This is a genomic window from Enterobacter cloacae complex sp. IR5459 (assembly GCF_049238005.1).
In the GTDB taxonomy this organism is placed as follows: domain Bacteria; phylum Pseudomonadota; class Gammaproteobacteria; order Enterobacterales; family Enterobacteriaceae; genus Enterobacter; species Enterobacter hormaechei_C.
The window spans coordinates 291,412-314,262 of sequence record NZ_JBMKIG010000006.1 but is presented as its reverse complement, the minus strand read 5'-3'; the positions used below and the strand labels follow the sequence as shown (position 1 = coordinate 314,262).

The 22,851-nt window shown below is 53.7% G+C and carries 19 protein-coding genes; 1 reads left to right on the top strand and 18 read right to left on the bottom strand.

All coding sequences use genetic code 11. From position 1 onward, the window contains the following. Nucleotides 1–19: 19 nt before the first annotated feature. The 18 genes from ACOTX4_RS15160 to rpsB all read right to left on the bottom strand — a co-directional run bounded on the left by ACOTX4_RS15160 (nucleotide 20) and on the right by rpsB (nucleotide 21,699). Entirely contained in the window at nucleotides 20–2,152 is a 2,133-nt protein-coding gene (locus tag ACOTX4_RS15160) for a lysine decarboxylase LdcC (protein WP_421635397.1), read from the bottom strand. Nucleotides 2,153–2,252: 100 nt separating this feature from the next. Then, nucleotides 2,253–3,212: an acetyl-CoA carboxylase carboxyl transferase subunit alpha gene (accA, locus tag ACOTX4_RS15155; RefSeq protein WP_003856154.1), complete on the bottom strand. Its 960-nt coding sequence runs from the start codon at nucleotides 3,210–3,212 to the stop codon at nucleotides 2,253–2,255. A gap of 12 nt (nucleotides 3,213–3,224) precedes the next feature. Beyond that, nucleotides 3,225–6,707 (bottom strand): DNA polymerase III subunit alpha, encoded by a 3,483-nt coding sequence (dnaE, locus tag ACOTX4_RS15150; RefSeq protein ID WP_421635396.1) that lies wholly within the window; start codon nucleotides 6,705–6,707, stop codon nucleotides 3,225–3,227. 38 nt (nucleotides 6,708–6,745) lie between these two features. Beyond that, a complete protein-coding gene (gene rnhB / locus ACOTX4_RS15145; protein ID WP_045330997.1) occupies nucleotides 6,746–7,342 on the bottom strand; it encodes a ribonuclease HII in 597 nt (198 codons plus the stop codon). After that, a complete protein-coding gene (lpxB, locus tag ACOTX4_RS15140) occupies nucleotides 7,339–8,487 on the bottom strand; it encodes a lipid-A-disaccharide synthase (protein ID WP_003856161.1) in 1,149 nt (382 codons plus the stop codon). The genes rnhB and lpxB overlap by 4 nt, the downstream gene beginning before the upstream one ends. Continuing rightward, nucleotides 8,487–9,275, bottom strand: coding sequence for an acyl-ACP--UDP-N-acetylglucosamine O-acyltransferase (gene lpxA, locus ACOTX4_RS15135; RefSeq protein ID WP_003856164.1), 789 nt, complete (start codon nucleotides 9,273–9,275; stop codon nucleotides 8,487–8,489). The genes lpxB and lpxA overlap by 1 nt, the downstream gene beginning before the upstream one ends. A gap of 3 nt (nucleotides 9,276–9,278) precedes the next feature. Continuing rightward, entirely contained in the window at nucleotides 9,279–9,734 is a 456-nt protein-coding gene (gene fabZ, locus ACOTX4_RS15130; RefSeq protein ID WP_003856165.1) for a 3-hydroxyacyl-ACP dehydratase FabZ, read from the bottom strand. A 104-nt stretch (nucleotides 9,735–9,838) separates the two neighbouring features. Next, nucleotides 9,839–10,864 carry a UDP-3-O-(3-hydroxymyristoyl)glucosamine N-acyltransferase gene (gene lpxD / locus ACOTX4_RS15125; RefSeq protein WP_045342644.1) on the bottom strand — a complete coding sequence of 342 codons (1,026 nt, stop codon included), beginning with the start codon at nucleotides 10,862–10,864 and terminating at the stop codon, nucleotides 9,839–9,841. Nucleotides 10,865–10,867: 3 nt separating this feature from the next. Continuing rightward, complete coding sequence (skp, locus tag ACOTX4_RS15120; RefSeq protein WP_003856169.1) at nucleotides 10,868–11,362, bottom strand: molecular chaperone Skp; 495 nt, start codon at nucleotides 11,360–11,362, stop codon at nucleotides 10,868–10,870. 123 nt (nucleotides 11,363–11,485) lie between these two features. After that, a complete protein-coding gene (gene bamA, locus ACOTX4_RS15115; protein WP_003856172.1) occupies nucleotides 11,486–13,903 on the bottom strand; it encodes an outer membrane protein assembly factor BamA in 2,418 nt (805 codons plus the stop codon). Between the two features lie 31 nt (nucleotides 13,904–13,934). Then, nucleotides 13,935–15,287, bottom strand: coding sequence for a sigma E protease regulator RseP (gene rseP / locus ACOTX4_RS15110; RefSeq protein ID WP_003856174.1), 1,353 nt, complete (start codon nucleotides 15,285–15,287; stop codon nucleotides 13,935–13,937). 11 nt (nucleotides 15,288–15,298) lie between these two features. Next, on the bottom strand, nucleotides 15,299–16,156 hold the full coding sequence (gene cdsA, locus ACOTX4_RS15105) for a phosphatidate cytidylyltransferase (protein ID WP_003856175.1): 858 nt from the start codon (nucleotides 16,154–16,156) through the stop codon (nucleotides 15,299–15,301). A 12-nt stretch (nucleotides 16,157–16,168) separates the two neighbouring features. Next, complete coding sequence (ispU, locus tag ACOTX4_RS15100; protein ID WP_003856176.1) at nucleotides 16,169–16,927, bottom strand: (2E,6E)-farnesyl-diphosphate-specific ditrans,polycis-undecaprenyl-diphosphate synthase; 759 nt, start codon at nucleotides 16,925–16,927, stop codon at nucleotides 16,169–16,171. 185 nt (nucleotides 16,928–17,112) lie between these two features. Beyond that, complete coding sequence (gene ispC, locus ACOTX4_RS15095) at nucleotides 17,113–18,312, bottom strand: 1-deoxy-D-xylulose-5-phosphate reductoisomerase (RefSeq protein ID WP_023315432.1); 1,200 nt, start codon at nucleotides 18,310–18,312, stop codon at nucleotides 17,113–17,115. A gap of 92 nt (nucleotides 18,313–18,404) precedes the next feature. Beyond that, nucleotides 18,405–18,962: a ribosome recycling factor gene (frr, locus tag ACOTX4_RS15090; RefSeq protein WP_003856180.1), complete on the bottom strand. Its 558-nt coding sequence runs from the start codon at nucleotides 18,960–18,962 to the stop codon at nucleotides 18,405–18,407. A 167-nt stretch (nucleotides 18,963–19,129) separates the two neighbouring features. Beyond that, the gene (gene pyrH, locus ACOTX4_RS15085) at nucleotides 19,130–19,855 is read right to left on the bottom strand and encodes a UMP kinase (RefSeq protein WP_003856194.1); all 726 of its coding nucleotides are present in this window, start codon (nucleotides 19,853–19,855) and stop codon (nucleotides 19,130–19,132) included. A gap of 149 nt (nucleotides 19,856–20,004) precedes the next feature. Beyond that, on the bottom strand, nucleotides 20,005–20,856 hold the full coding sequence (gene tsf, locus ACOTX4_RS15080; protein ID WP_003856196.1) for a translation elongation factor Ts: 852 nt from the start codon (nucleotides 20,854–20,856) through the stop codon (nucleotides 20,005–20,007). A gap of 117 nt (nucleotides 20,857–20,973) precedes the next feature. Next, a complete protein-coding gene (rpsB, locus tag ACOTX4_RS15075; RefSeq protein WP_003856207.1) occupies nucleotides 20,974–21,699 on the bottom strand; it encodes a 30S ribosomal protein S2 in 726 nt (241 codons plus the stop codon). A gap of 321 nt (nucleotides 21,700–22,020) precedes the next feature. Between rpsB and map the strand changes: the two genes are divergently transcribed. Continuing rightward, complete coding sequence (gene map / locus ACOTX4_RS15070) at nucleotides 22,021–22,815, top strand: type I methionyl aminopeptidase (RefSeq protein ID WP_003856208.1); 795 nt, start codon at nucleotides 22,021–22,023, stop codon at nucleotides 22,813–22,815. The last annotated feature ends 36 nt before the right edge of the window (nucleotides 22,816–22,851 follow it).

Below are 22,851 nucleotides of genomic sequence, written 5' to 3'. Positions count from 1 at the left end.
CCCTGGCAAGCGGCCCCTTTTATTTTAGGACTCTCACCCAGTACACGCCGTTATCATCGCGTTTCGCGCCATGAATATCCGTTTCAAAGCCAGGATAGTGGCGCCCCACCGAACAGAGCATCAGCAGGAAATCGAGCACCGCCCGGCTCTCCTCGGTGATCATTTCACCCGGCATCAGCAGCGGCACGCCCGGCGGATAAGGCAGGATCATGTTGGCCGATACCCGCCCGACCAGGTTCTCCAGCTCAACGGTTTCAACCTCCCCTTTCACCTGGCGCTGCCACGCCCTGTGCGGCGTCAGCTTCATTTCAGGCAGAACATCAAATGCCTGCAACATCAGGCGCGGCAGATCGTGCTGGCGGATCAGCCTGTGAATCCCCTGGGTCAGATCCTGAATACGCATATTGCGGTAGAAGTCAGGATCTTCCGCGTAGAGATCCGGCAGCATGTTCTTCACCCGCAGGTTCAGATCGTATGCGCGCTTAAACTCCATCAGTCCCCGGAGCAGCCCCATCGCGCGGGTTTTATCGATCCCGATGCTGAACAGGAACAGCAGATTATAGGGGCCGGTTTTCTCCACCACCACGCCGCGCTCATCAAGGAACTTCGCCACCAGCGCTGCCGGGATCCCTTCCTCACCCATCACACCCTGCTCATCCATGCCCGGCGTCAGGATTGTCACCTTAACCGGATCGAGGAACATGTGGTCCGCATCAGCATCCCGAAAACCGTGCCAGCTCTCCCCCGGCGCGACGGGCCAGCATTCTGCCTCATCAATCTCTTCCGGCTGCCAGATATCAAAGAACCAGCCGTCCGCTTCATCTTTAAGTCGCTGAACCTCTTTTCGGAAATGCAACGCCCGCTCCACCGAACGATTGATCAGGCGTTTACCCGGATTACCGCGCAGCATCGCTGCCGCCGTTTCGATGGACGCCACCAGCGGGTAGCTTGGCGACGTGGTCGTGTGCATCATGAAAGCTTCGTTGAAGGTGTCCTCGTCGTACTCACCCTTGATGTGAATGAGAGACGCCTGGGAAAACGCGGCCAGCATTTTGTGCGTCGACTGCGTTTCGAAGAACACCTTGCCCGGCACCCGCTCGCCGCTCATCCCACTTTTACCCGAGTAAATCGGGTGGAAATTAGTGTAAGGCACCCACGCGGAGTCAAAGTGAATCGACGGCACGTCCAGCGTCTGCTTGATCCAGTTCGTGTTGTAAAGCAGCCCGTCATAGGTGGAGTTGGTGATCACCGCATGCACAGGCCAGCTTGCCTCGGGGATAGCCGCGATCTTATTCTCAATGGCTTCATGCGCGAACTCACGGCGAGGAATGCCGCCGAGAATACCCAGCGCATTACGAGTAGGCGACAGCCAGAGCGGCACCACATCGCTCATCATCAGCAAATGCGCCAGTGATTTATGGCAGTTTCGGTCAATCAACAGCGTACTGCCGGCAGGCGCGGCATACATCCCGACGATTTTGTTCGAGGTTGAGGTACCGTTGGTCACCATGTAGCTTTGCTCGGCGCCAAAGGTCCGGGCGATGTATTCTTCAGCTTCCAGATGCGGGCCGGTATGATCCAGCAGAGAGCCTAACTCGGTGACCGAAATCGACACGTCCGCCTTCAGCGTGTTACCGCCGAAGAAATCGTAGAACAGGCATCCCACCGGGCTTTTTTGATAGGCCGTTCCCGCCATATGGCCTGGCGTACAGAAGGTGTACTTCCCTTCTTTCACATAGGTGAACAATGCGCGCGTAAACGGCGGTGTGATGTTATCGAGGTATTCACCGGTGTACTGCTGAATGCGGGTCGCAATGTCCTCGGCAACGCCGAGTGAGTATTCGAAGAACCACAGCGCCATACGCATATCGTGCGCACTCACGTCCATGGTCGAGTGAGTGTTGATAAACGCGTACAGCGGAAGATATTCGTTGAGCTTATTGATATCGCTGCACAACTCCATGTCGTATTCGTCCCAGTCGAATATCACGCCACAGATGCGCGGATTGTGTTCGATAAATTTCAGCAGGTCGGCGCTGTTTTGCGGCCAGATCAGCTGGTATCCGCGTGCTTTAAGGGCTTGCTCCAGCTCCTTGATGGGTTCGTCTTTATAAAAGACGCCGTGTGGCCCCATGATGGCAATGATGTTCATGGTTTACCTCCTTGAAAAACATCAGATAAGCATAGTTAAGGTAAACGGCAGGTATAAAAAAAGCCGCAACAATGTGCGGCTTTTAGGATAATTGTGAGGCTTACGCGTAACCGTAGGTCATCAGACGCTGATAACGACGGTTGAGCAGATCTTCTGTGCTCAGCACGTCCAGGTCCGCCAGGTCTGCCAGCAGCTGCGCTTTCAGGGAAGCAGCCATCACTTCCGGCTTACGATGCGCGCCACCCAGCGGTTCAGGGATAACGGTGTCGATCAGCTTCAGCTCTTTCAGACGTGGGGCAATGATGCCCATCGCTTCAGCAGCCAGCGGCGCTTTATCGGCACTTTTCCACAGGATGGAGGCACAGCCTTCCGGAGAGATAACGGAATAGGTACTGTACTGTAGCATATTCACTTTATCGCCCACGCCAATTGCCAGCGCACCGCCGGACCCACCTTCACCGATAACGGTACAGATAACCGGCACTTTCAGGCGAGACATCTCGCGCAGGTTGCGTGCGATGGCTTCAGACTGACCGCGCTCTTCAGCGCCAACACCCGGGTAAGCACCCGGCGTGTCGATGAAGGTGATGATAGGCATATTGAAACGCTCAGCCATCTCCATCAGACGCAGGGCCTTACGGTAGCCTTCTGGTGCTGGCATACCGAAGTTACGACGGATTTTCTCTTTGGTTTCACGGCCTTTCTGATGACCAATGATCATCACCGGACGTCCATCCAGACGCGCGATACCGCCGACGATAGCTTTATCGTCAGCGTATGCGCGGTCGCCTGCCAGTTCGTCAAATTCGTCAAACGCCAGGCGGACATAATCCAGGGTGTACGGACGCTGTGGATGTCGCGCCAGCTGGGCGATCTGCCATGCGCCGAGATCGGCAAAGATTTTGCGCGTCAGTTCTACGCTTTTTTCGCGCAGACGATGCACTTCTTCGTCGATGTTAATATCCAGTTTTTCATCCTGACGGCTCACGGCTGTCAGAGAATCGATTTTCGCTTCCAGCTCTGCAATCGGCTGTTCGAAATCAAGGAAATTCAGACTCATAGTATTCCTGTATTAGTCAAACTCCAGTTCCACCTGCTCCGAACCAATGAGGCCACGGAGATCGTTCAGTAAACGATCGCTCGGAGAGACACGCCACGTTGCACCAAAGCGCAACCGCGCGCGTGCATCCGCCCTCTGATAGTAGAGATGTACTGGAATGGTCCCCGAGCGGTGGGGTTCCAGAGACTGACGGAGTCGGTTTAAAAGCTGGTCATCAATTTGCCTGTCCGTCAGCGAGATAGCAAGCCCGCGAGCATATTTTTCCCGGGCTTCGTCAATGTCCATCACTTCGCGGGCGGTCATTTTAAGCCCCCCGCTGAAGTCATCAAAGCTGACCTGTCCGCTGACGATAAGTATGCGGTCTTTTTCCAGCAATTGCTGGTATTTATCCAGCGCGTCGGTGAACAACATCACCTCCAGACGCCCGGAACGGTCATCCAGGGTACAGATGCCGATACGATTGCCGCGCTTGGTGACCATTACCCTTGCAGCAATCACGAGCCCCGCAGCCGTGGTGATTTTACCACGTTCTGTCGGATGCATGTCTTTAAGCCTGTGGCCGCCGACATAGCGCTCAATTTCTTTAAGATACTGGTTGATCGGGTGCCCCGTCAGGTACAGACCTAACGTTTCCCGCTCTCCATCCAGCACTACCTGTTCTGGCCACGGCTGGCAGTTGGAATAGGACTGCTCGATCTGCTCTGGCTCTTCCGCCAGCACGCCGAACATATCCGCCTGGCCAATGGCTTCCGCTTTCGCATGCTGATCGGCCGCCTTCAGCGCATCGCCGAGCGAGTTCATCAGCGCGGCGCGGTGTGGCCCCAGACGGTCAAACGCGCCGGACATGATCAGTTTTTCCAGCACGCGGCGGTTCAGTTTTTTGGTATCGGTACGGGCGCACAGATCGAACAGCTCACGGAAGTAGCCGCCGTTGTTACGCGCTTCAATGATCGCCTCGATCGGCCCCTCACCCACGCCCTTGATCGCGCCGATCCCATAGACGATTTCCCCGTCATCGTTAACGTGAAAATGATACAGGCCCGAGTTAATATCCGGCGGCAGGATCTTCAGCCCCATGCGCCAGCACTCGTCCACCAGGCCAACCACCTTCTCGGTGTTGTCCATATCGGCAGTCATTACCGCTGCCATAAACTCAGCGGGATAGTGAGCTTTCAGCCACAGCGTCTGATACGAAACCAAAGCATAGGCGGCGGAGTGAGATTTGTTAAATCCGTACCCGGCGAATTTCTCCACCAGGTCGAAGATTTTCATCGCCAGTTCGCCATCGATGCCGTTTTTCTTCGCTCCATCTTCAAAGATGGAGCGCTGCTTGGCCATCTCTTCAGGCTTTTTCTTACCCATCGCACGACGCAGCATGTCTGCGCCGCCAAGGGTATAACCCGAAAGTACCTGGGCGATCTGCATCACCTGTTCCTGATACAGGATGATGCCATAGGTTGGCTCCAGTACCGGTTTCAGGCTTTCATGCTGCCACTGAACGTCCGGGTAGGAAATTTCTTCGCGCCCGTGCTTACGGTCGATAAAGTTATCCACCATCCCCGACTGCAACGGCCCCGGACGGAACAGGGCCACCAGCGCGATCATATCTTCGAAGCAGTCGGGTTGCAGACGCTTAATCAAATCTTTCATGCCGCGGGATTCAAGCTGGAAGACGGCTGTCGTCTCCGAGCGTTGCAGCATGTCGAAACTTTTCTTGTCATCAAGCGGGATAGCCGCGATATCCAGCGGCGGTTCGCCGTTCTTCTCGCGACGGGCGTTGATCATCTCCAGCGCCCAGTTGATGATGGTCAGCGTACGCAGGCCGAGGAAGTCAAACTTCACCAGCCCGGCGTATTCCACGTCGTTCTTGTCGAACTGGGTGACCGGATGCTGGCCCGCTTCATCGCAGTACAGCGGCGCGAAGTCGGTGATTTTGGTCGGGGCGATAACCACGCCCCCCGCATGCTTACCGGCGTTACGCGTGACGCCTTCCAGCTTGCGCGCCATGTCGATCAGCGCTTTCACCTCTTCGTCGGCTTCGTAGATTTCCGGCAGCTGAGGTTCGGCTTCAAAGGCTTTCGCCAGGGTCATGCCCGGATCGGGCGGGACCAGCTTAGAGATACGATCGACAAAACCGTACGGGTGGTCCAGAACGCGGCCCACGTCGCGGATAACCGCTTTCGCCGCCATCGTCCCGAAGGTAATGATCTGTGAAACCGCATCACGACCGTACATATCGGCCACGTGCTCAATCACCTGGTCGCGTTTTTCCATGCAGAAGTCGACGTCAAAGTCGGGCATGGAGACACGTTCCGGGTTGAGGAAACGTTCGAACAGCAGGTCGAATTCCAGCGGATCGAGGTCGGTGATTTTCAGTGCGTACGCCACCAGCGAGCCGGCACCGGAACCACGGCCCGGGCCTACCGGCACGCCGTTATCCTTCGACCACTGGATGAACTCCATCACGATCAGGAAGTAGCCAGGGAACCCCATCTGGTTGATCACCTGGAGTTCAATATCCAGGCGCTCGTCATATTCAGGACGCTTCTCTTTACGGACCGCTTCATCCGGGAAAAGGAATTCCAGACGCTCTTCCAGACCCTCTTTCGATTTCATGACCAGGAAATCTTCGGTGGTCATGTCGCCCGTCGGGAACTGCGGCAGGAAGTATTCGCCGAGACGCACGGTGACGTTACAGCGCTTGGCAATCTCTACGCTGTTTTCCAGCGCTTCCGGGATGTCCGAGAAAAGCTCACACATCTCCTCTTCGCTGCGCATGTACTGCTGCGATGAGTAGTTGCGCGGGCGTTTCGGATCGTCGAGGGTGAAGCCGTCGTGGATAGCGACGCGAATTTCATGCGCGTCAAAATCGCCCGCCTCAAGGAACCGCACATCGTTGGTGGCCACTACAGGCAGGCCACGCGCTTCCGCCAGGGCGACGGCCGCATGCAGATAGCTCTCTTCGTCCGCACGCCCGGTACGGATCAGCTCCAGGTAATAGCGATCCGGGAAATACTCTTCGTAGAACGAGACGCACTGATCCACCAGCGCGTTGTTACCGCGCAGCAGACATTTGCCGACATCCCCCATACGACCACCGGAGATCAGCAGCAAACCTTCGTTCAGCTCTGCCAGCCAGTCGCGGTCAATCCATGGACCCAGTGCGCCGTAGCCGCGCTGGTAGGCTTTTGAGATCAGCAGAGTGAGATTCTGATAGCCCGTGTTATTCATGGCTAACACGGAAATTTGCGTCATCTCATCGCCGAGCAGGTCGCTCTGCACATGAAAATCCGCACCGACGATGGGCTTTAATCCTGCGCCATGCGCCGTTCCGTAGAACTTCACCAGGCCACACAGGTTGGTAAAATCGGTGATCGCCAGCGCAGGCATGCCAAGCGAGGCCGCCTTTTTTACCAGCGGCCCGGTCTTTGCCAGCCCATCGATCATGGAGTAGTCGCTATGCACCCGCAGGTGTACGAAACGTGGTTCAGCCATCTTCAAATCCCGCGTTACTTAATTGCTTGCGTCTTGATTCAGGACACCAGTCCCAGCGCGCGTTTCACCGGGCCAAAGCTGCGCCGATGATGTTCAGTTGCGCCATGTTCAGCCAGCTTTTCCAGATGGAAAGCCGTTGGATATCCCTTGTGCTGGGCGAAACCATACGCGGGATAAGTGAGGTCCAGCGCGGCCATTTCAGCATCGCGCGTCACTTTGGCAATGATTGACGCCGCACTGATTTCTGCAACGCGGGTATCGCCTTTAACAATAGCCATGGAAGGCATCGGCAGCGCCGGACAACGGTTACCGTCGATCAGTACATACTCAGGCACAATCTTCAGGCCCGCAACGGCACGCTGCATCGCCAGCATGGTAGCGTGCAGAATGTTTAGATCGTCAATCTCATGCGGTTCTGCGCGCCCGAGACTCCAGGCCAGCGCTTTCTCTTTAATTTCATCGAACAGCGCTAAACGACGCTTTTCGCTCAGTTTTTTCGAGTCGTTCAGGCCAACGATCGGGCGTGCTGGATCGAGGATCACCGCCGCGGTCACAACGGCACCCACTAACGGGCCACGACCGACTTCATCCACACCGGCAACGAGGTGGGTATGGGGATAAATAAATTCCATCATTGTGCTAACTCCAGCACCGCATCGGCCGCCTGCTCATCAGCATTACAGCGGATCAGTTGATGCAGTTCACGGAACGTATCGTGCATCTGGTGGCTGGTTTTACCGTTGGCCAGCAGCGGCAGCAGCGCATCTGCCAGCGCCTGCGGCTGACATTCATCCTGCAAGAGCTCTTTCACCAGCTCGCGACCCGCAAGCAGGTTTGGCAGAGATACGTAATCTGTTTTTACCAGACGTTTTGCCAGCCAGAAGGTAAACGGCTTCATGCGATAACCGACCACCATTGGGCATTTTGCCAGCATACACTCCAGCGCAGCCGTGCCGGAAGCCAGCAGTGCGGCATCGCTCGCAAACATGGCTTGCCGCCCTTTTCCGTCCAGCAAGCGGACGTGAAGATCCGGGGCGACGTCGGCTTTGATACGCTCAAACTGCTCCCGGCGTTTGGCATTCACCAGCGGCACGACCACTTCAAGATCGGGGTAAGTCTTGCGAAGAATTTGCGCCGTTTTCAGGAAATCAGCACTGAGCATTTCAACTTCCGCACCCCGGCTTCCTGGCAGCAGCGCCAGACAATGCACATCATGCGGGATGCCCAGTTCGTCACGCGCCGCGTTTTTATCCGGATCCAGTGGCATGGCATCCGCCATGGTATGACCGATAAAACGGCACGGGACATTAAATCTGTCGTAAAACGCTTTTTCGAAAGGCAGAAAAGCCAGCACCAGATTGGTGGACCGTCCGATTTTGAAAACGCGTTTCTGTCGCCACGCCCACACGGACGGGCTGACGTAATGGATCGTTTTGATCCCCTGCTTTTTCAGGTTCCCTTCAAGGGTAATATTGAAATCAGGCGCATCAATGCCGACAAATACATCGGGCTTGAGGTCGGTAAAGCGGCGGGTAAGGTCGGCGCGGATATGCAGCAGGCGACGCAAGCGGCCCAGCACCTCGACGATGCCCATCACAGCCAGCTCTTCCATTTCATACCAGGCTTCGCAGCCTTCGGCCTGCATTAGCGGCCCAGCCACGCCCACAAAGCGGGCGTTGGGTACACGGGCTTTAAGCGCGCGGATAAGACCTGCACCAAGAATATCGCCGGAGGTTTCTCCGGCGACCAGGGCGATGGTAAGCGGACGACTGTCGACCATTAACGAATCAGACCACGGGTTGAACGTTCAAAGAATTCCATGAACGTTTTCACTTCAGGGTGCTTATTCGCCAGCTCGGCAATTTCCGGCTTAGCCTCTTCCAGCGTTTTACCGCTACGGTACAGCAATTTGTACGCGTTGCGGATCGCGGTAATCGCTTCGCGGCTGAAGCCACGACGCTTGAGACCTTCAATGTTCACGCCAAACGGCGTGGCATGGTTGCCCTGCGCAATCACAAACGGTGGGACGTCCTGCGCCACACCGGAGCATCCGCCGACCATCACGTGTGCACCAATGATGCAGAACTGATGGACTGCGGTCATGCCGCCAATAATGGCGAAATCATCGACCGATACGTGTCCCGCCAGCGTTGCGTTGTTGGCGAGAATACAGCGGCTACCCACGGTACAGTCGTGCGCAATGTGCGCATTAACCATAAACAGGTTGTCGCTGCCCACCTTCGTCAATCCACCGCCTTGCGTTGTACCACGATGAATGGTGACGCTTTCGCGAATGCGGTTACGATCGCCGATTTCCACGCGGGTCGGTTCGCCAGCATACTTGAGATCCTGGTTAACTTCGCCGATGGAGGCGAACTGATAGATCTCATTGTTGCAGCCAATGGTGGTATGACCATTCACGACAACGTGAGATTTCAGTACTGTACCCTCACCAATTTCGACATGGGGTCCAACAATACAAAACGGGCCGATGTGGACATTGGCACCAATGATGGCACCCGTTTCCACAATGGCGGTAGGATGAATAAAGGCGGATTTATCAATCACGTATCAGGCCTCCCGGCTACGCGCACACATCATTGTCGCTTCGCAAACAACTTTGCCGTCAACCATAGCTACGCCTTTGAAGCGAGTCAGGCCGCGACGCGTTTTTTCAAAAGTGACTTCCATGATCATTTGATCACCAGGCACGACCGGACGCTTGAAGCGCGCTTCATCGATACCCGCGAAGTAATAGAGTTCACCCGGTTCCAGTTTACCTACGCTTTTAAACGCCAGAATACCGGTAGCCTGTGCCATCGCTTCCAGGATCAATACCCCCGGGAAGATAGGCTTACCAGGGAAGTGCCCCTGGAAGAACGGCTCGTTAACGGAGACATTTTTCACTGCGCGCAGAAAACGACCTTCTTCAAAATCCAGCACACGGTCTACCAGTAAAAACGGATAGCGGTGCGGCAGAAGTTCTAAAATCTCTTCAATATGCAGAGTATGAGTGTCAGTAGTCAAAATACTCTTCCTGTCAAATGTACTAAGTAGCAATAATAACACGGCCTGCCGGTTTATAAACAAAGCCGACAGGCCGGGAAATTTAGCGTTAAACGGATGAACGCTTAGTCTTGTTGATCGATTTTGCGCTCAATCGCTTTGAGTCGCTTGCTCATATCATCAATATTCATCACCAGTGCAGCTGTTTTACGCCAGACCTTGTTCGGTTGCAGCGGAATACCGGAGGAATAAACGCCAGGCTCAGTGATTGGACGCATCACCATGCCCATCCCCGTCACCGTGACTTTGTCGCATATTTCCATATGGCCATTGATCACGCTGGCACCGCCAATCATGCAGTAACGGCCAATTTTCAGGCTGCCTGCCATGATAACACCACCCGCCACTGCGGTATTGTCGCCAATCACAACGTTATGTGCAATCTGGCACTGGTTGTCTATGATAACACCGTTACCAATAATGGTGTCGTCAAGCGCACCGCGGTCGATGGTGGTGCAAGCGCCGATCTCCACACGATCGCCGATAATCACGCGACCCAGCTGAGGGATCTTAACCCAGTTACCCCGATCGTTAGCGTAACCAAATCCGTCAGAACCAATCACCGTGCTGGACTGTACGAGACAATTCTCGCCAACCTCAACCTCATGGTAGACAGAGACATTGGCCCACAGACGAGTCCCTGCGCCAATTTTCGTATTTTTTCCAACAAAGCAGCCTGGGCCAATCACCACGTTATCACCCAGCACGACGCCGGATTCGATAACGGCGTTTGCGCCGACTGATACGTTGTTACCCAGCTGAGCCGTCGGATCAATCGCAGCACTGGCTGCAATGTTCTGTGCCGGCTGCGGCGTGGTATCAAGAATTTGGGCCATGCGCGCATAGGTCAGGTAGGGATTTTTCACTACCAGTGCAGCGTTAGTGGCAAACGGAAGATCGTCCTGCGTCAGAACAACGGCAGACGCCTGGCACTGGGCCAGGTGTTCACGGTACTTAGGGCTTACCATGAAGGTAATAGTGCCTGCTTTAGCAGATTGCATGGACGCAACAGCGGTGATGACGATATCGCCATCACCGTGTAATTCTGCATCCAACTGCTGAGCTAAATCAGCCAGTCGAATTGAAGGCATTACTTATTTAACCTGTTTCAGAACATCAGCGGTGATGTCTTTAACATCGCTGCTGTTGAATGCAACGGCGTTCGAATCAACAACCAGATCGATGCTCTGATCGGCTGCGACTGCTTTAACGGCAGACTGAATACGCGTCACCAGTTTGCCACGCTCTTCGTTAGAACGACGCTGACGATCCTGCTCGAAAGCCTGCGCTTTCTGAGAGAAGGTCTGGCGCTGAGACATGACGTCTTTTTCCAGTTTGCTGCGCTCGCTCGCTTTCATGGTAGAACCATCACGCTGAAGACGCTGCATCTTGGACTGAAGATCACCTTCCATACGTTGCAGTTCGCTCGCACGGCCTTTGAATTCGTTTTCCAGCGTTGCAGAAACACCGGTTTTCTGTGCAACCTGCTGGAACAAATTACCCATGTTGACGATTGCAATTTTATCCGCTGCCTGAGCAGAAGTTGCCATCGCTAAACCGAGACCTGCAGCTAATAACCACTTTTTCACAATTAACTCCTTACCATCCCATTGGCACCCGAGGGGTACCGTTCTTTGCGTGGCAAGGCGATCGTTTTACCGATCGCCGGTTGTCAGCGCTACACTGCCAACGCATTCCATTGCAGCGGATTATTACCAGGTTTTACCAATGTTAAACTGGAACTGCTCCGCTTTGTCTCCATCGTATTTCTTAAACGGCTGGGCGTAAGAGAAGACCAACGGCCCCAGCGGTGACATCCATTGTAATGCGATACCTGCAGACATGCGAATGTTGCTCGGATCGCTGTAGTCCGGAACCCCCGCCGCACGCATCTGGGCGGTGTTCTCCCAGTTGGTGTCCCACACTGTACCTGCATCCATAAAGAAGGAGGTGCGGACAGAGTTTGCGTACTTGTCGCTGATAAACGGCGTAGGCGTGATGAACTCGAGGCTCGCCACGGCCATAGCGTTACCACCTACTGCGTCATCAGAGCTACATACTTGCTTAGGATCGCGGCTTGCGCAGTTATCTTCGTCATTACCGCCGTAATAAACCGCTTTCGGACCAATGTTATTGGACTGGAAGCCACGCACGGTGCTTGAACCACCGGCGTAGAAGTTTTCATAGAACGGCAGTTCTTTGCTTCCAATACCGTCACCATAACCCCAACGGGTACGACCCAGAACAACCCACTTGTGATCTTCATCAATTGGGAAGTAGGACGCCGTATCCAGCGTGACCTTGTAGAACTCGTTATCCGAGCCCGGGATAGTCACTTTACCGTTCAGGTTGACACGTGAACCTTCCGTAGGGAAGTAGCCACGGTCAAGACGGTTGTAGGTCCAACCGTAGTTGAAGGTGAAGTCATCCGCGGCGAAACCGTTGTCATCGCTGGACGTACTCGCCGACTGACCGATGGAGTCCAGGTAACGCCACATCGCCACCTGCGGTTGCATGTTGGACAGGTCGTTATGCACGTACCCTAAACCTGCGCGCAGGGTGTTGTATTCGTTAACCGGGAAGCCGAGCGTACCATCCAGACCGTAACTCTTGTTGGTATACGAGGAGAGGTCCGCGTCATCCGCTTTAAAGTCGTTATAGAAGATACGACCGCCCAGGCTTACACCGTCAACGGTGAAGTATGGGTTGGTAACAGAGAACTCAGAGTAGGTCTGGTAGTCGTTTTTCGTCCCGTTGATACCGACAGAGTAGCCCGTACCCAGCCAGTTATCCTGCTGAACACCGACCTGGAAGCTCACGCCACTTTCAGTACCGTAACCAATACCGAAGTTGAAGCTACCGGTATTACGTTCTTTAACTTTATAAACAACATCAACCTGATCCGGACGACCTGGTACACGCTGAGTATCGGTATCGACCGTTTCGAAATAGCCCAGACGGTTCAGACGCTCTTTACCCTGGTCTACCAGATCGCTTCCCAGCCATGCCCCTTCCATCTGGCGCATTTCACGGCGCAGAACGGAGTCTTTAGAGGTATCGTTACCTTCGAAGCGGATCTTACGCACATAGAAACGGTTGCCCGCATCAACGTTAACGTGCAGCTTAACGGTTTTATCCGTGTCGTTAATTTCCGGCTGCGTTTGCACACGCGGATACGCATAACCATAACGGCCGAGCAGCTTCTTAATGCTGTCTTCCATTTTGGTGACTTTAGATCCGCTGTACAGATCGCCCGGCTGAATTTTGGTCAGAGATTCAATTTCAGCTGAATGTCCTGCCAGGTTGCCGCTGACTTCAACACCTGAAAGCGTGTACTTATCGCCTTCAGTGATGTTAACGGTAATGTAGATACCTTTCTTGTCCGGAGTCAGACTCACCTGAGTTGAATCGATGTTGAAACGGGCGTAACCGCGATCCAGATAGTAGCTGCGGAGGGTTTCAAGGTCACCCGCCAGTTTCTGTTTCTGGTATTTACGATCGCCCACCACGTTCCACCACGGCACTTCGTCACGCAGCTGGAAGTTGGAGATCAGTTCGTCGGTGCTGAACGCGTGGTTACCCACGATGTTGATCTGCTGGATCTTCGCAGAAACACCTTCCTGGAAGACCAGTTTCAGGTCGACACGGTTACGTGGCAGCGGTGTAACAACCGCTTTAACGCTCGCGCTGTATTTACCGACGCTGTAATAGAAATCTTCCAGACCTTTTTCAATGTCTGCAAGGGTTGTGCGGTCCAGAGATTCCCCCACACGAACACCCGATGCCTCAAGGTTCTGCTTGAGCATGTCATCTTTCACCGACTTGTTGCCGGAGAAAGTGATGCTGGCAATCGTTGGACGTTCTTTTACCTGAACCACCAGCGTATCACCATCGCGCAGGACGCGGACGTCCTCAAAGTTGCCAGTGGCAAACAGAGCACGGATGGTGTTACTGATATCTTCATCATTAACCGTATCGCCGGGGCGCACAGGCATACTGAGGAGGGCCGCACCAACGGCGACACGCTGAAGGCCTTCGAAATGAATATCTTTCACTACGAACCCGTCAGCACCGTATACGGTCGCGCTGCTAAACAGCAGCGACGCTATGAGCAACTTTTTCATCGCCATCGTTATTATGCGTTCTTCCTAACTAACTCTCTTACAACCGAGAGAAATCATTGAAAAGTGCAAGCCCCATTAACAGCACCAGCAAAATCGAGCCAATGCGATAACTAAAGTCTTGAACTCGCTCGGATACCGGTCCGCCTTTTAGCTTTTCAATCGCTAAAAACAGCAAATGGCCCCCATCTAGTACGGGAAGCGGGAACAGGTTGATTATCCCCAGGTTCACGCTAATCAGCGCAAGGAACATGAGATAGTAAATCACCCCGAACTCCGCTGACATCCCAGCCCCCTGAGCAATCGAAATTGGCCCACTGAGGTTGTTCAGTTTCACATCACCGGTTATCAATTTCCCCAACATGTTGACCGTAAGCTTCATCAGCTGCCATGTTTTATCCGTGGCCTCAACGATGGCGCTAAACGGCCCATACTGGCGTATTGTCTTGTACTCATCTGGCAGTGGGATCACTTTCGGCACAACGCCGGCAAACCCTTCCGCCTTACCGCCGCCCGATTTGGTATCCGGGGTGAGAGTCAGTGAGAGCGAACTCCCCTGCCTTTCCACTTCCAGCGCGAGCGGCTTGCCTGGATTATCGCGCACCAGAGTAACAAAGGTCATCCATTGTGTTAATGGCTGACCATCGACTTTAACGATCCTGTCACCCGCTTGTAAACCTGCTTTACTCGCTGCCGATTTGGCCTGTACTTCGGCTAATACCGGCTCGATCTGCGCGCCGCGCGGGCGTATCCCGAGTGCGGCGACAGGGTCCTCTTTGTCTGGCTCAAAGCGCCAGTGGCGTAAATCCAGCACTTTTTCCTGCCGCTGGTCGGAACCAAATGGCGATACGCTGACGGTTGTCTGCTCATCACCGATTTTGGCAACCAGTTGTAACCTCACGGCATCCCAATCAGGGGTTTCGATACCATCAATCGCTTTAAGTTCCATTCCCGGTGTAATTTGCGCCGTTGCCGCAATAGAACCCGTGGTGATTTCGCCCACGACCGGGCGCACGCCAGGCACGCCGATGATAAACACCAGCCAGTAGGCGAAGATAGCGAAGATGAAATTGGCTACCGGGCCGGCAGCGATGATGGCAGCACGTTGTCCAACAGTTTTATTGTTAAACGCGCGATGGCGAAGTTCCGGGGCGACAGGCTCAACGCGTTCGTCGAGCATTTTGACATAGCCGCCCAGGGGAATCAGAGCAATGACAAACTCGGTGCCATGCTTATCGGTACGCTTCCAGAGCGATTTGCCAAAGCCAATCGAGAATCGCTCCACCCGCACACCACAGCGCCGGGCAACCCAGAAATGGCCAAATTCATGCACGGTAATCAGTACACCCAGTGCAACAATGAACGCCGCCAGATTCCAGAGAATGCTCAGCATAAAACCTTCCGTTATATCGTCCCAAACACCAGTAAAAGCAGGCAAGCAAATACAGGAACAGCCGCGGTAAGGCTGTCAATGCGATCCAGTATTCCGCCATGTCCTGGAATCAGGTGACCACTGTCCTTAATCCCTGCTTCACGCTTAAACATACTCTCGGTTAAATCACCCAGCACCGATGCCAGCGCCGCGAAAATCGAACATACCAGCAGCGTGGAGGGGGCAACCTCAAGATTCGCCCAGACCCCATAGCCCCAGGAGATAATTGCTGCCGTAAACAGGCCGCCAATGAAGCCTTGCCAGGTTTTGCCCGGAGAAACCTTTGGCGCCAGTTTATGTTTGCCGAACAGTTTACCAAACATATAGGCCCCGGAGTCAGCCCCCCAGACGAGAATCATCACATAAAGCAGCCATATCGCGCCGCTGTAGTGGTTTTCGTCATAGTGCCAGGCGCGCAGCGCAACCATCCCCCAGAAAAAGGGAACAATCGTGAGCAGACCAAAAATAAGGCGCAACACTTTAGAGTTACGCCAGATCGCCGCAGAGCCTGGATAGAAAAGCACTAAAACAAGCGCAGCAATCCACCAGGCCAGCGATATCCATAAGGATCCGGCAACCAGCGGCTGGTGAACATCGTGATGATATTCAGGCAAGGTATACAGCATCAGGGCCAGTAAAAAACCACAGAGTACCGCCAGCCATACCCGCTGAGTGCGCGAGGTAAAGCCGCTAAGCTGCCCCCATTCCCACGCGGCGAGCATACACACCACCAGCGTAACAATAGCGAATCCCACCGGAGGCAGTAAAAACAGCGCTGCGATGACGACGGGTATTAATACAAAAGCGGAAATCAGGCGATACTTCAGCAAAAGCTACCCCCATCAGGCGTTATCGCCACCAGGCTCGGTGCCGCCGAAACGACGCTCTCGATTGGCAAAGGCATGCAGCGCACCTTCAAAGTCTTGTTCATCAAAATCTGGCCAAAGAACATCCGTAAAGTAAAGTTCGGCGTAGGCAATTTGCCACAGCAAAAAGTTACTAATGCGATGCTCCCCCCCTGTCCTTATAACCAAATCCACGGGTGCCAGTTCATTCATGCAGATTTGCTGACTCAGCGCCTCTTCATCAATCTGGTCGGGTCTTAACAGCCCTTCCTGAACCTGCTCAGCCAGATGCCGAACCCCCTGGATAATATCCCAGCGTCCGCCGTAATTCGCCGCGATATTGAGCGTCAGGCCGGTATTATTTTCCGTCAGCGCTTCTGCTTTGCGAATCCGTTCCTGCAAACGTGAGTTAAAACGACTGGTTTCGCCAATAATACGCAAGCGGACGTTGTGGCGGTGCAGGCTTTTTACTTCGCTATCGAGCGCCCACACGAACAGTTCCATCAACGCAGTCACTTCCTGCGCAGGTCGATTCCAGTTCTCACTGCTAAAAGCATAGAGCGTTAACGCATCAATGCCGTTATTGGCGGCAAAAGAAACGGCGCGGCGAACAGATTTCGCCCCAGCTTTATGCCCAAAGGCTCGTATCTTCCCTTGTCTTTTCGCCCAGCGGCCATTGCCATCCATGATGATTGCAACATGGCGACAGCCATGTGCTGGCAAGTTTTCGCTTATTGGTTGATTCGCAGACAACATAACGCGTTTTTAGTCCCTGAAAGGATTTAACGGTACACAGGAATACTGAAGCCTATACATAAAAAAGCCGTGTCAAACCACGGCTTACCTGACCACTTAAAGCCAAATACCTGCGATCAGGTGGCGCAGACTATATCACTGAAGCCCAACGCTAACAAATAGCACGACGACTAGTGCTTGCTTTATCACCAGCTTGCGAGACGTGTCACCTGTTTACGCGCAACAATGCGTGCCTGTTCATCCACGGCCAGCACCTCTTCCACGCTCTGCGGCTCACGCAAATCCATCATCTCCAGCACGGATAAATTCAACGCGGCGATATCAGTGAAGCGGATCTGCTGATTCAGGAATGCTTCAACGGTCACTTCATTGGCCGCATTAAGCGCCGTTGTCGCCGCCTGCCCCTGATCGAAGGCCGTCATCGCCAGTTTCAGACAGGGATAACGGTCGTAATCAGGCTCGCTAAACGTCAGTGAACTCAGCTTGCAAAAATCGAGAGGCTTAACGCCCGATTTTACGCGGTTTGGCCACGCCATTGTATGAGCAATTGGCGTACGCATATCCGGTTCGCCCAGCTGGGCCAGCACGCTGCCGTCCTGATAGCGCACCATCGAGTGAATAACCGACTGCGGGTGGATCAGCACTTCCATCTGTTTCGCCGACGCATTGAACAGCCAGCGAGCTTCAATGTATTCCAGACCTTTGTTCATCATGGTGGCCGAATCGACGGAGATCTTACGCCCCATTGACCAGTTCGGATGACGACATGCCTGATCCGGCGTCATTGCGCTCAATTCAGACAGTGGCGTTTCACGGAACGGGCCACCAGACCCGGTAAGCAGAATCGACACAACGCCATTCTGCTCCAGGTCAGCGTACCCCAGGTTTTGTTGAAAAGGTTGGGGTAAACTCTGAAAAATGGCGTTGTGCTCGCTATCGACCGGCAAAAGACGTGCCCCACGCTGTTTTACCGCCTCCATAAAGAGGCGTCCGCAGGTGACCAGCGACTCTTTGTTCGCAAGCAGGACATCTTTTCCCGCATCGATCGCGGCAAGCGTCGGCAGAAGACCCGCCGCCCCGACGATTGCCGCCATAACCTGATCAACTTCATCAAGCGCGGCCATATCGCACGCCGCCTGTTGCCCGCTGAGCACCTCGGTACGGCAGCCCTTCTCCTGCAACAGCGCTTTTACCTGGCGGGCGCTCTCTTCATCATCCATCACCGCAAAACGGGGGGTAAACTCCAGGCACTGTTCGACCATTCGCTGCACGTTTTTTCCGGCCACAAGCGCGGCTACGGTGTAGCTGTCAGGATTATGACGTACAACGTCGAGAGTGCTGCAACCGATAGAGCCGGTCGAGCCGAGGAGAGTGAGATGCTTCATGAGATGCCCAAAAGTTAGACCAGATAAAAGCAAAACGCCGCCAGCAAGACTCAATGTCCTTCTGAACGGCGTTTATCAGTGTACAGCGAAAATCAGAACTGCATCAGTTCCGCTTCTTTTTCTGCCAGCGCCGCATCAATTTTCTTGATCGCCGCGTCGGTCATTTTCTGAATGTCGTCCTGAGAACGACGATCGTCGTCTTCGCTGATCTCTTTTTCTTTCAGCAGGGCTTTCACTTTATCGTTCGCATCGCGACGCACGTTACGTACGGAAACGCGACCCTGCTCAGCTTCACCGCGAACCACTTTGATCAGGTCTTTACGACGCTCTTCCGTCAGCGGAGGCAGTGGAACGCGAATATCCGCGCCCGCTGAGCTTGGGTTCAGACCCAGGTCAGATGCCATGATCGCTTTTTCAACGGCCGGGCTCATTGAGCGATCGAACACGTTGATTTTCAGGGTACGGGTATCTTCTACCGTCACGCTCGCCAGCTGACGCAGTGGCGTAGGCGTACCGTAGTATTCTACGATGATGCCATCCAGCAGGCTTGGGGAAGCTCGGCCAGTACGGATTTTGCTGATTTGGTTTTTGAACGCTTCTACGCATTTGTCCATGCGTACTTCAGCATCTTTTCTGATGTCGTTAATCACGTTACGGATCCTTGAAAACTTGTCTCAGGCAGACTATCCGCCAGCACAGCGCTACAGGTGTGCTAAGTATAGTCGCGTTTAATTCATGACAACGCCAAAGGCGCGCCCGGGTAAGATACCACGTCGAAATAAAGCGGAATCTTACCTGTATTTATCGCCGACGGAAATTATTCCGTGATCAAAGTGCCTTCTTTTTCGCCCATAACAACGCGACGCAGCGCGCCAGGCTTGTTCATATTGAAGACACGGATCGGCAGTTTGTGGTCACGAGCCAGCGTAAAGGCGGCAAGATCCATCACTTTTAGCTCTTTTTCCAGCACTTCGCTGTAGCTCAGCTGATCGTACATGGTCGCTGAAGGATCTTTTGCCGGGTCGGCAGTAAACACGCCATCTACTTTGGTCGCTTTCAGCACCACATCGGCTTCGATTTCGATACCGCGCAGGCAGGCTGCGGAATCGGTGGTAAAGAACGGGTTACCCGTACCGGCGGAGAGGATCACCACGCGGTTGTTGCGCAGCAGGCTGATGGCCTCTGCCCAGCTGTAGTTATCGCATACGCCATTCAAAGGAATAGCGGACATCAGGCGAGCGTTCACATAGGCGCGATGAAGCGCATCACGCATCGCCAGGCCATTCATCACGGTTGCCAGCATACCCATGTGGTCGCCCACTACGCGGTTCATCCCCGCTTTCGCCAGACCAGCACCACGGAAAAGGTTGCCACCGCCAATGACCACGCCAACCTGAATACCCAGTTCGACCAGTTCTTTGATTTCCTGTGCCATGCGATCAAGGATGCTTGCGTCAATACCGAAGCCTTCCGATCCTTGCAGCGCTTCGCCACTCAGCTTAAGCAGAATGCGTTTGTACACGGGTTTTGCATTGGTAGCCATGTTTCTTTCCTGAGACTGTCAACGATTAAGATGGGGTTAATTCTGGCGACATGATATGTCGCAAATCAGCACAGCGATACTGGAGCCTGTCTGATTTCGTGAGACGGGTGACAAAAAGAAGCCGCCCTCAGGCGGCTCCTTTTCAATCATTAAGACTGCTTGGACATTGCAGCAACTTCTGCTGCGAAGTCAGTCTCAACTTTCTCGATGCCTTCGCCCACTTCGAAGCGGATGAAGCCAGTTACATCAGCGTTGTGCTCTTTCAGCAGCTGAGCAACAGACTTGCTTGGATCCATTACGAAAGGCTGGCCAGTCAGAGAAACTTCGCCGGTGAATTTCTTCATGCGGCCTTCAACCATTTTCTCTGCGATTTCTTTTGGCTTACCAGACTGCATCGCGATGTCCAGCTGAACCTGGTACTCTTTCTCTACCACTTCAGCAGACACGTCTTCTGGCTTAACGAATTCTGGTTTGCTTGCAGCGATGTGCATTGCCAGCTGTTTAACCAGCTCTTCGTCAGCGCCTTTAGCCGCAACCAGAACACCGATACGCGCGCCGTGCTGGTAAGAGCCCAGAACGTCACCTTCCAGGGAAGCAACGCGACGGATGTTGATGTTCTCACCGATTTTAGCAACCAGCGCAACACGCTCTTCTTCGAACTGTGCTTTCAGAACTTCAACGTCAGTGATTTTGCCTGCAACCGCTGCGTCCAGAACTTTGTTAGCAAATGCCTGGAAACCAGCATCTTTAGCAACGAAGTCAGTCTGGCAGTTAACTTCCAGAATGATGCCGTAGTTGCCGTCGATTTTGGTGATGATCACGCCGTCAGCAGCAACGTTGCCTGCTTTCTTAGCTGCTTTGATCGCACCGGATTTACGCATGTTTTCGATTGCCAGCTCGATGTCGCCGTTCGCTTCGGTCAGCGCTTTTTTGCAATCCATCATGCCTGCGCCAGTACGCTCACGCAGCTCTTTTACCAGGGATGCGGTAATTTCAGCCATTCTTAAATCCTCGGGAGATGTGAACTGCCCGGCCGGGAGCCAAACAGTATAAATTGAAAAAAGGGGCCGATAATGGGCCCCTATTCATACACGGTACTAATAAGGGGTAAAACCTTATTATTCAGCTTCTACGAAGCTTTCTTCCGCCTGAGAAGCCAGATCCTGGGAACGGCCTTCACGAACGGTAGCAGCTACAGCGCTCAGGTACAGGCTAACAGCACGGATTGCGTCGTCGTTACCCGGGATAACGAAGTCAACACCGTCCGGATCGGAGTTGGTATCAACGATAGCGAATACCGGGATACCCAGGTTGTTAGCTTCTTTGATTGCGATGTGCTCGTGGTCTGCATCGATTACGAACAGCGCGTCTGGCAGGCCGCCCATATCTTTGATACCGCCCAGGCTGTTTTCCAGCTTGTCCAGTTCACGAGTGCGCATCAGCGCTTCTTTCTTAGTCAGCTTATCGAAAGTACCGTCCTGAGACTGGGTTTCCAGATCTTTCAGGCGCTTGATGGACTGACGAACAGTTTTCCAGTTGGTCAGCATGCCGCCCAACCAGCGATGGTTCACGAAGAACTGGTCGCAGCTGTTAGCAGCATCTTTCACAGCTTCGCTTGCAGCGCGCTTAGTACCAACGAACAGAATCTTACCTTTACGGGAAGAGATCTTGTTCAGCTCAGCCAGGGCTTCGTTGAACATTGGTACAGTCTTCTCAAGGTTGATGATGTGAACTTTGTTACGTGCGCCGAAGATGAAAGGCTTCATTTTCGGGTTCCAGTAACGGGTCTGGTGACCGAAGTGAACACCAGCCTTGAGCATGTCGCGCATGGAAACAGTTGCCATGTTTAAAACCTCTATATTGAAAGTTGGGGTTATGCCTCCACGTATCCCATATTACCGACCCCGAAGGGCACCCCGGAATATGTGCCGATACGTGTGTGTTGTTACACAAAGTGAGATTTGTCGCTCCCGTCCAGCCTGTGTATCTGAGATGGATCGGAAGTCCGGCGCGCTTTATATCACAAAACACGGCCAGAAACCAATAATTGTTGGCGGAGTGTGCTGTTAATGATTCTCAATTTGGCACGGGGTGCGCCTGACTGATACCATTGACAACACTTACACTAGTATTGTCGAAAAAATCGACACCGATGGACAGATTACATGGCTATCTCTATTAAGACACCTGAAGAAATTGAAAAGATGCGCGTCGCCGGTCGTCTGGCCGCGGACGTGCTGGAAATGATTGAGCCGTTTGTGAAACCGGGCGTCAGCACTGGCGAACTGGATCGCATCTGTAACGACTATATCGTCAACGAACAGCACGCGGTCTCCGCCTGCCTTGGCTATCACGGTTTCCCGAAATCCGTCTGCATCTCTATTAATGAAGTGGTTTGCCACGGCATTCCGGATGACGAGAAGCTGCTGAAAGATGGCGACATCGTCAACATCGACGTGACCGTCATCAAAGACGACTACCACGGCGACACCTCTAAGATGTTCATCGTTGGCAAGCCAACGATTCTGGGCGAGCGTCTGTGCAAAGTAACGCAAGAGAGCCTCTACCTGGCGCTGAAAATGGTGAAGCCGGGCATCCGCCTGCGCACCATCGGCGCCGCAATCCAGAAATTTGTGGAAGCGGAAGGTTTCTCCGTGGTGCGCGAATATTGCGGTCACGGTATTGGTCGTGTGTTCCATGAAGAACCGCAGGTTTTGCACTACGATGCAGACGACGGCGGCGTAGTGCTGCAAAAGGGCATGACCTTCACGATCGAGCCAATGGTCAACGCGGGTGATTACCGCATCCGTACCATGAAAGATGGCTGGACGGTAAAAACCAAAGACAGAAGCTTGTCTGCCCAGTACGAGCATACTATTGTGGTTACAGACAACGGCTGCGAAATTATGACGTTGCGCAAGGATGACACCATCCCGGCGATACTGACGAACATTGAGTGATAAGAAGCCGGCGAATGCCGGCTTTTTTAATGGCGA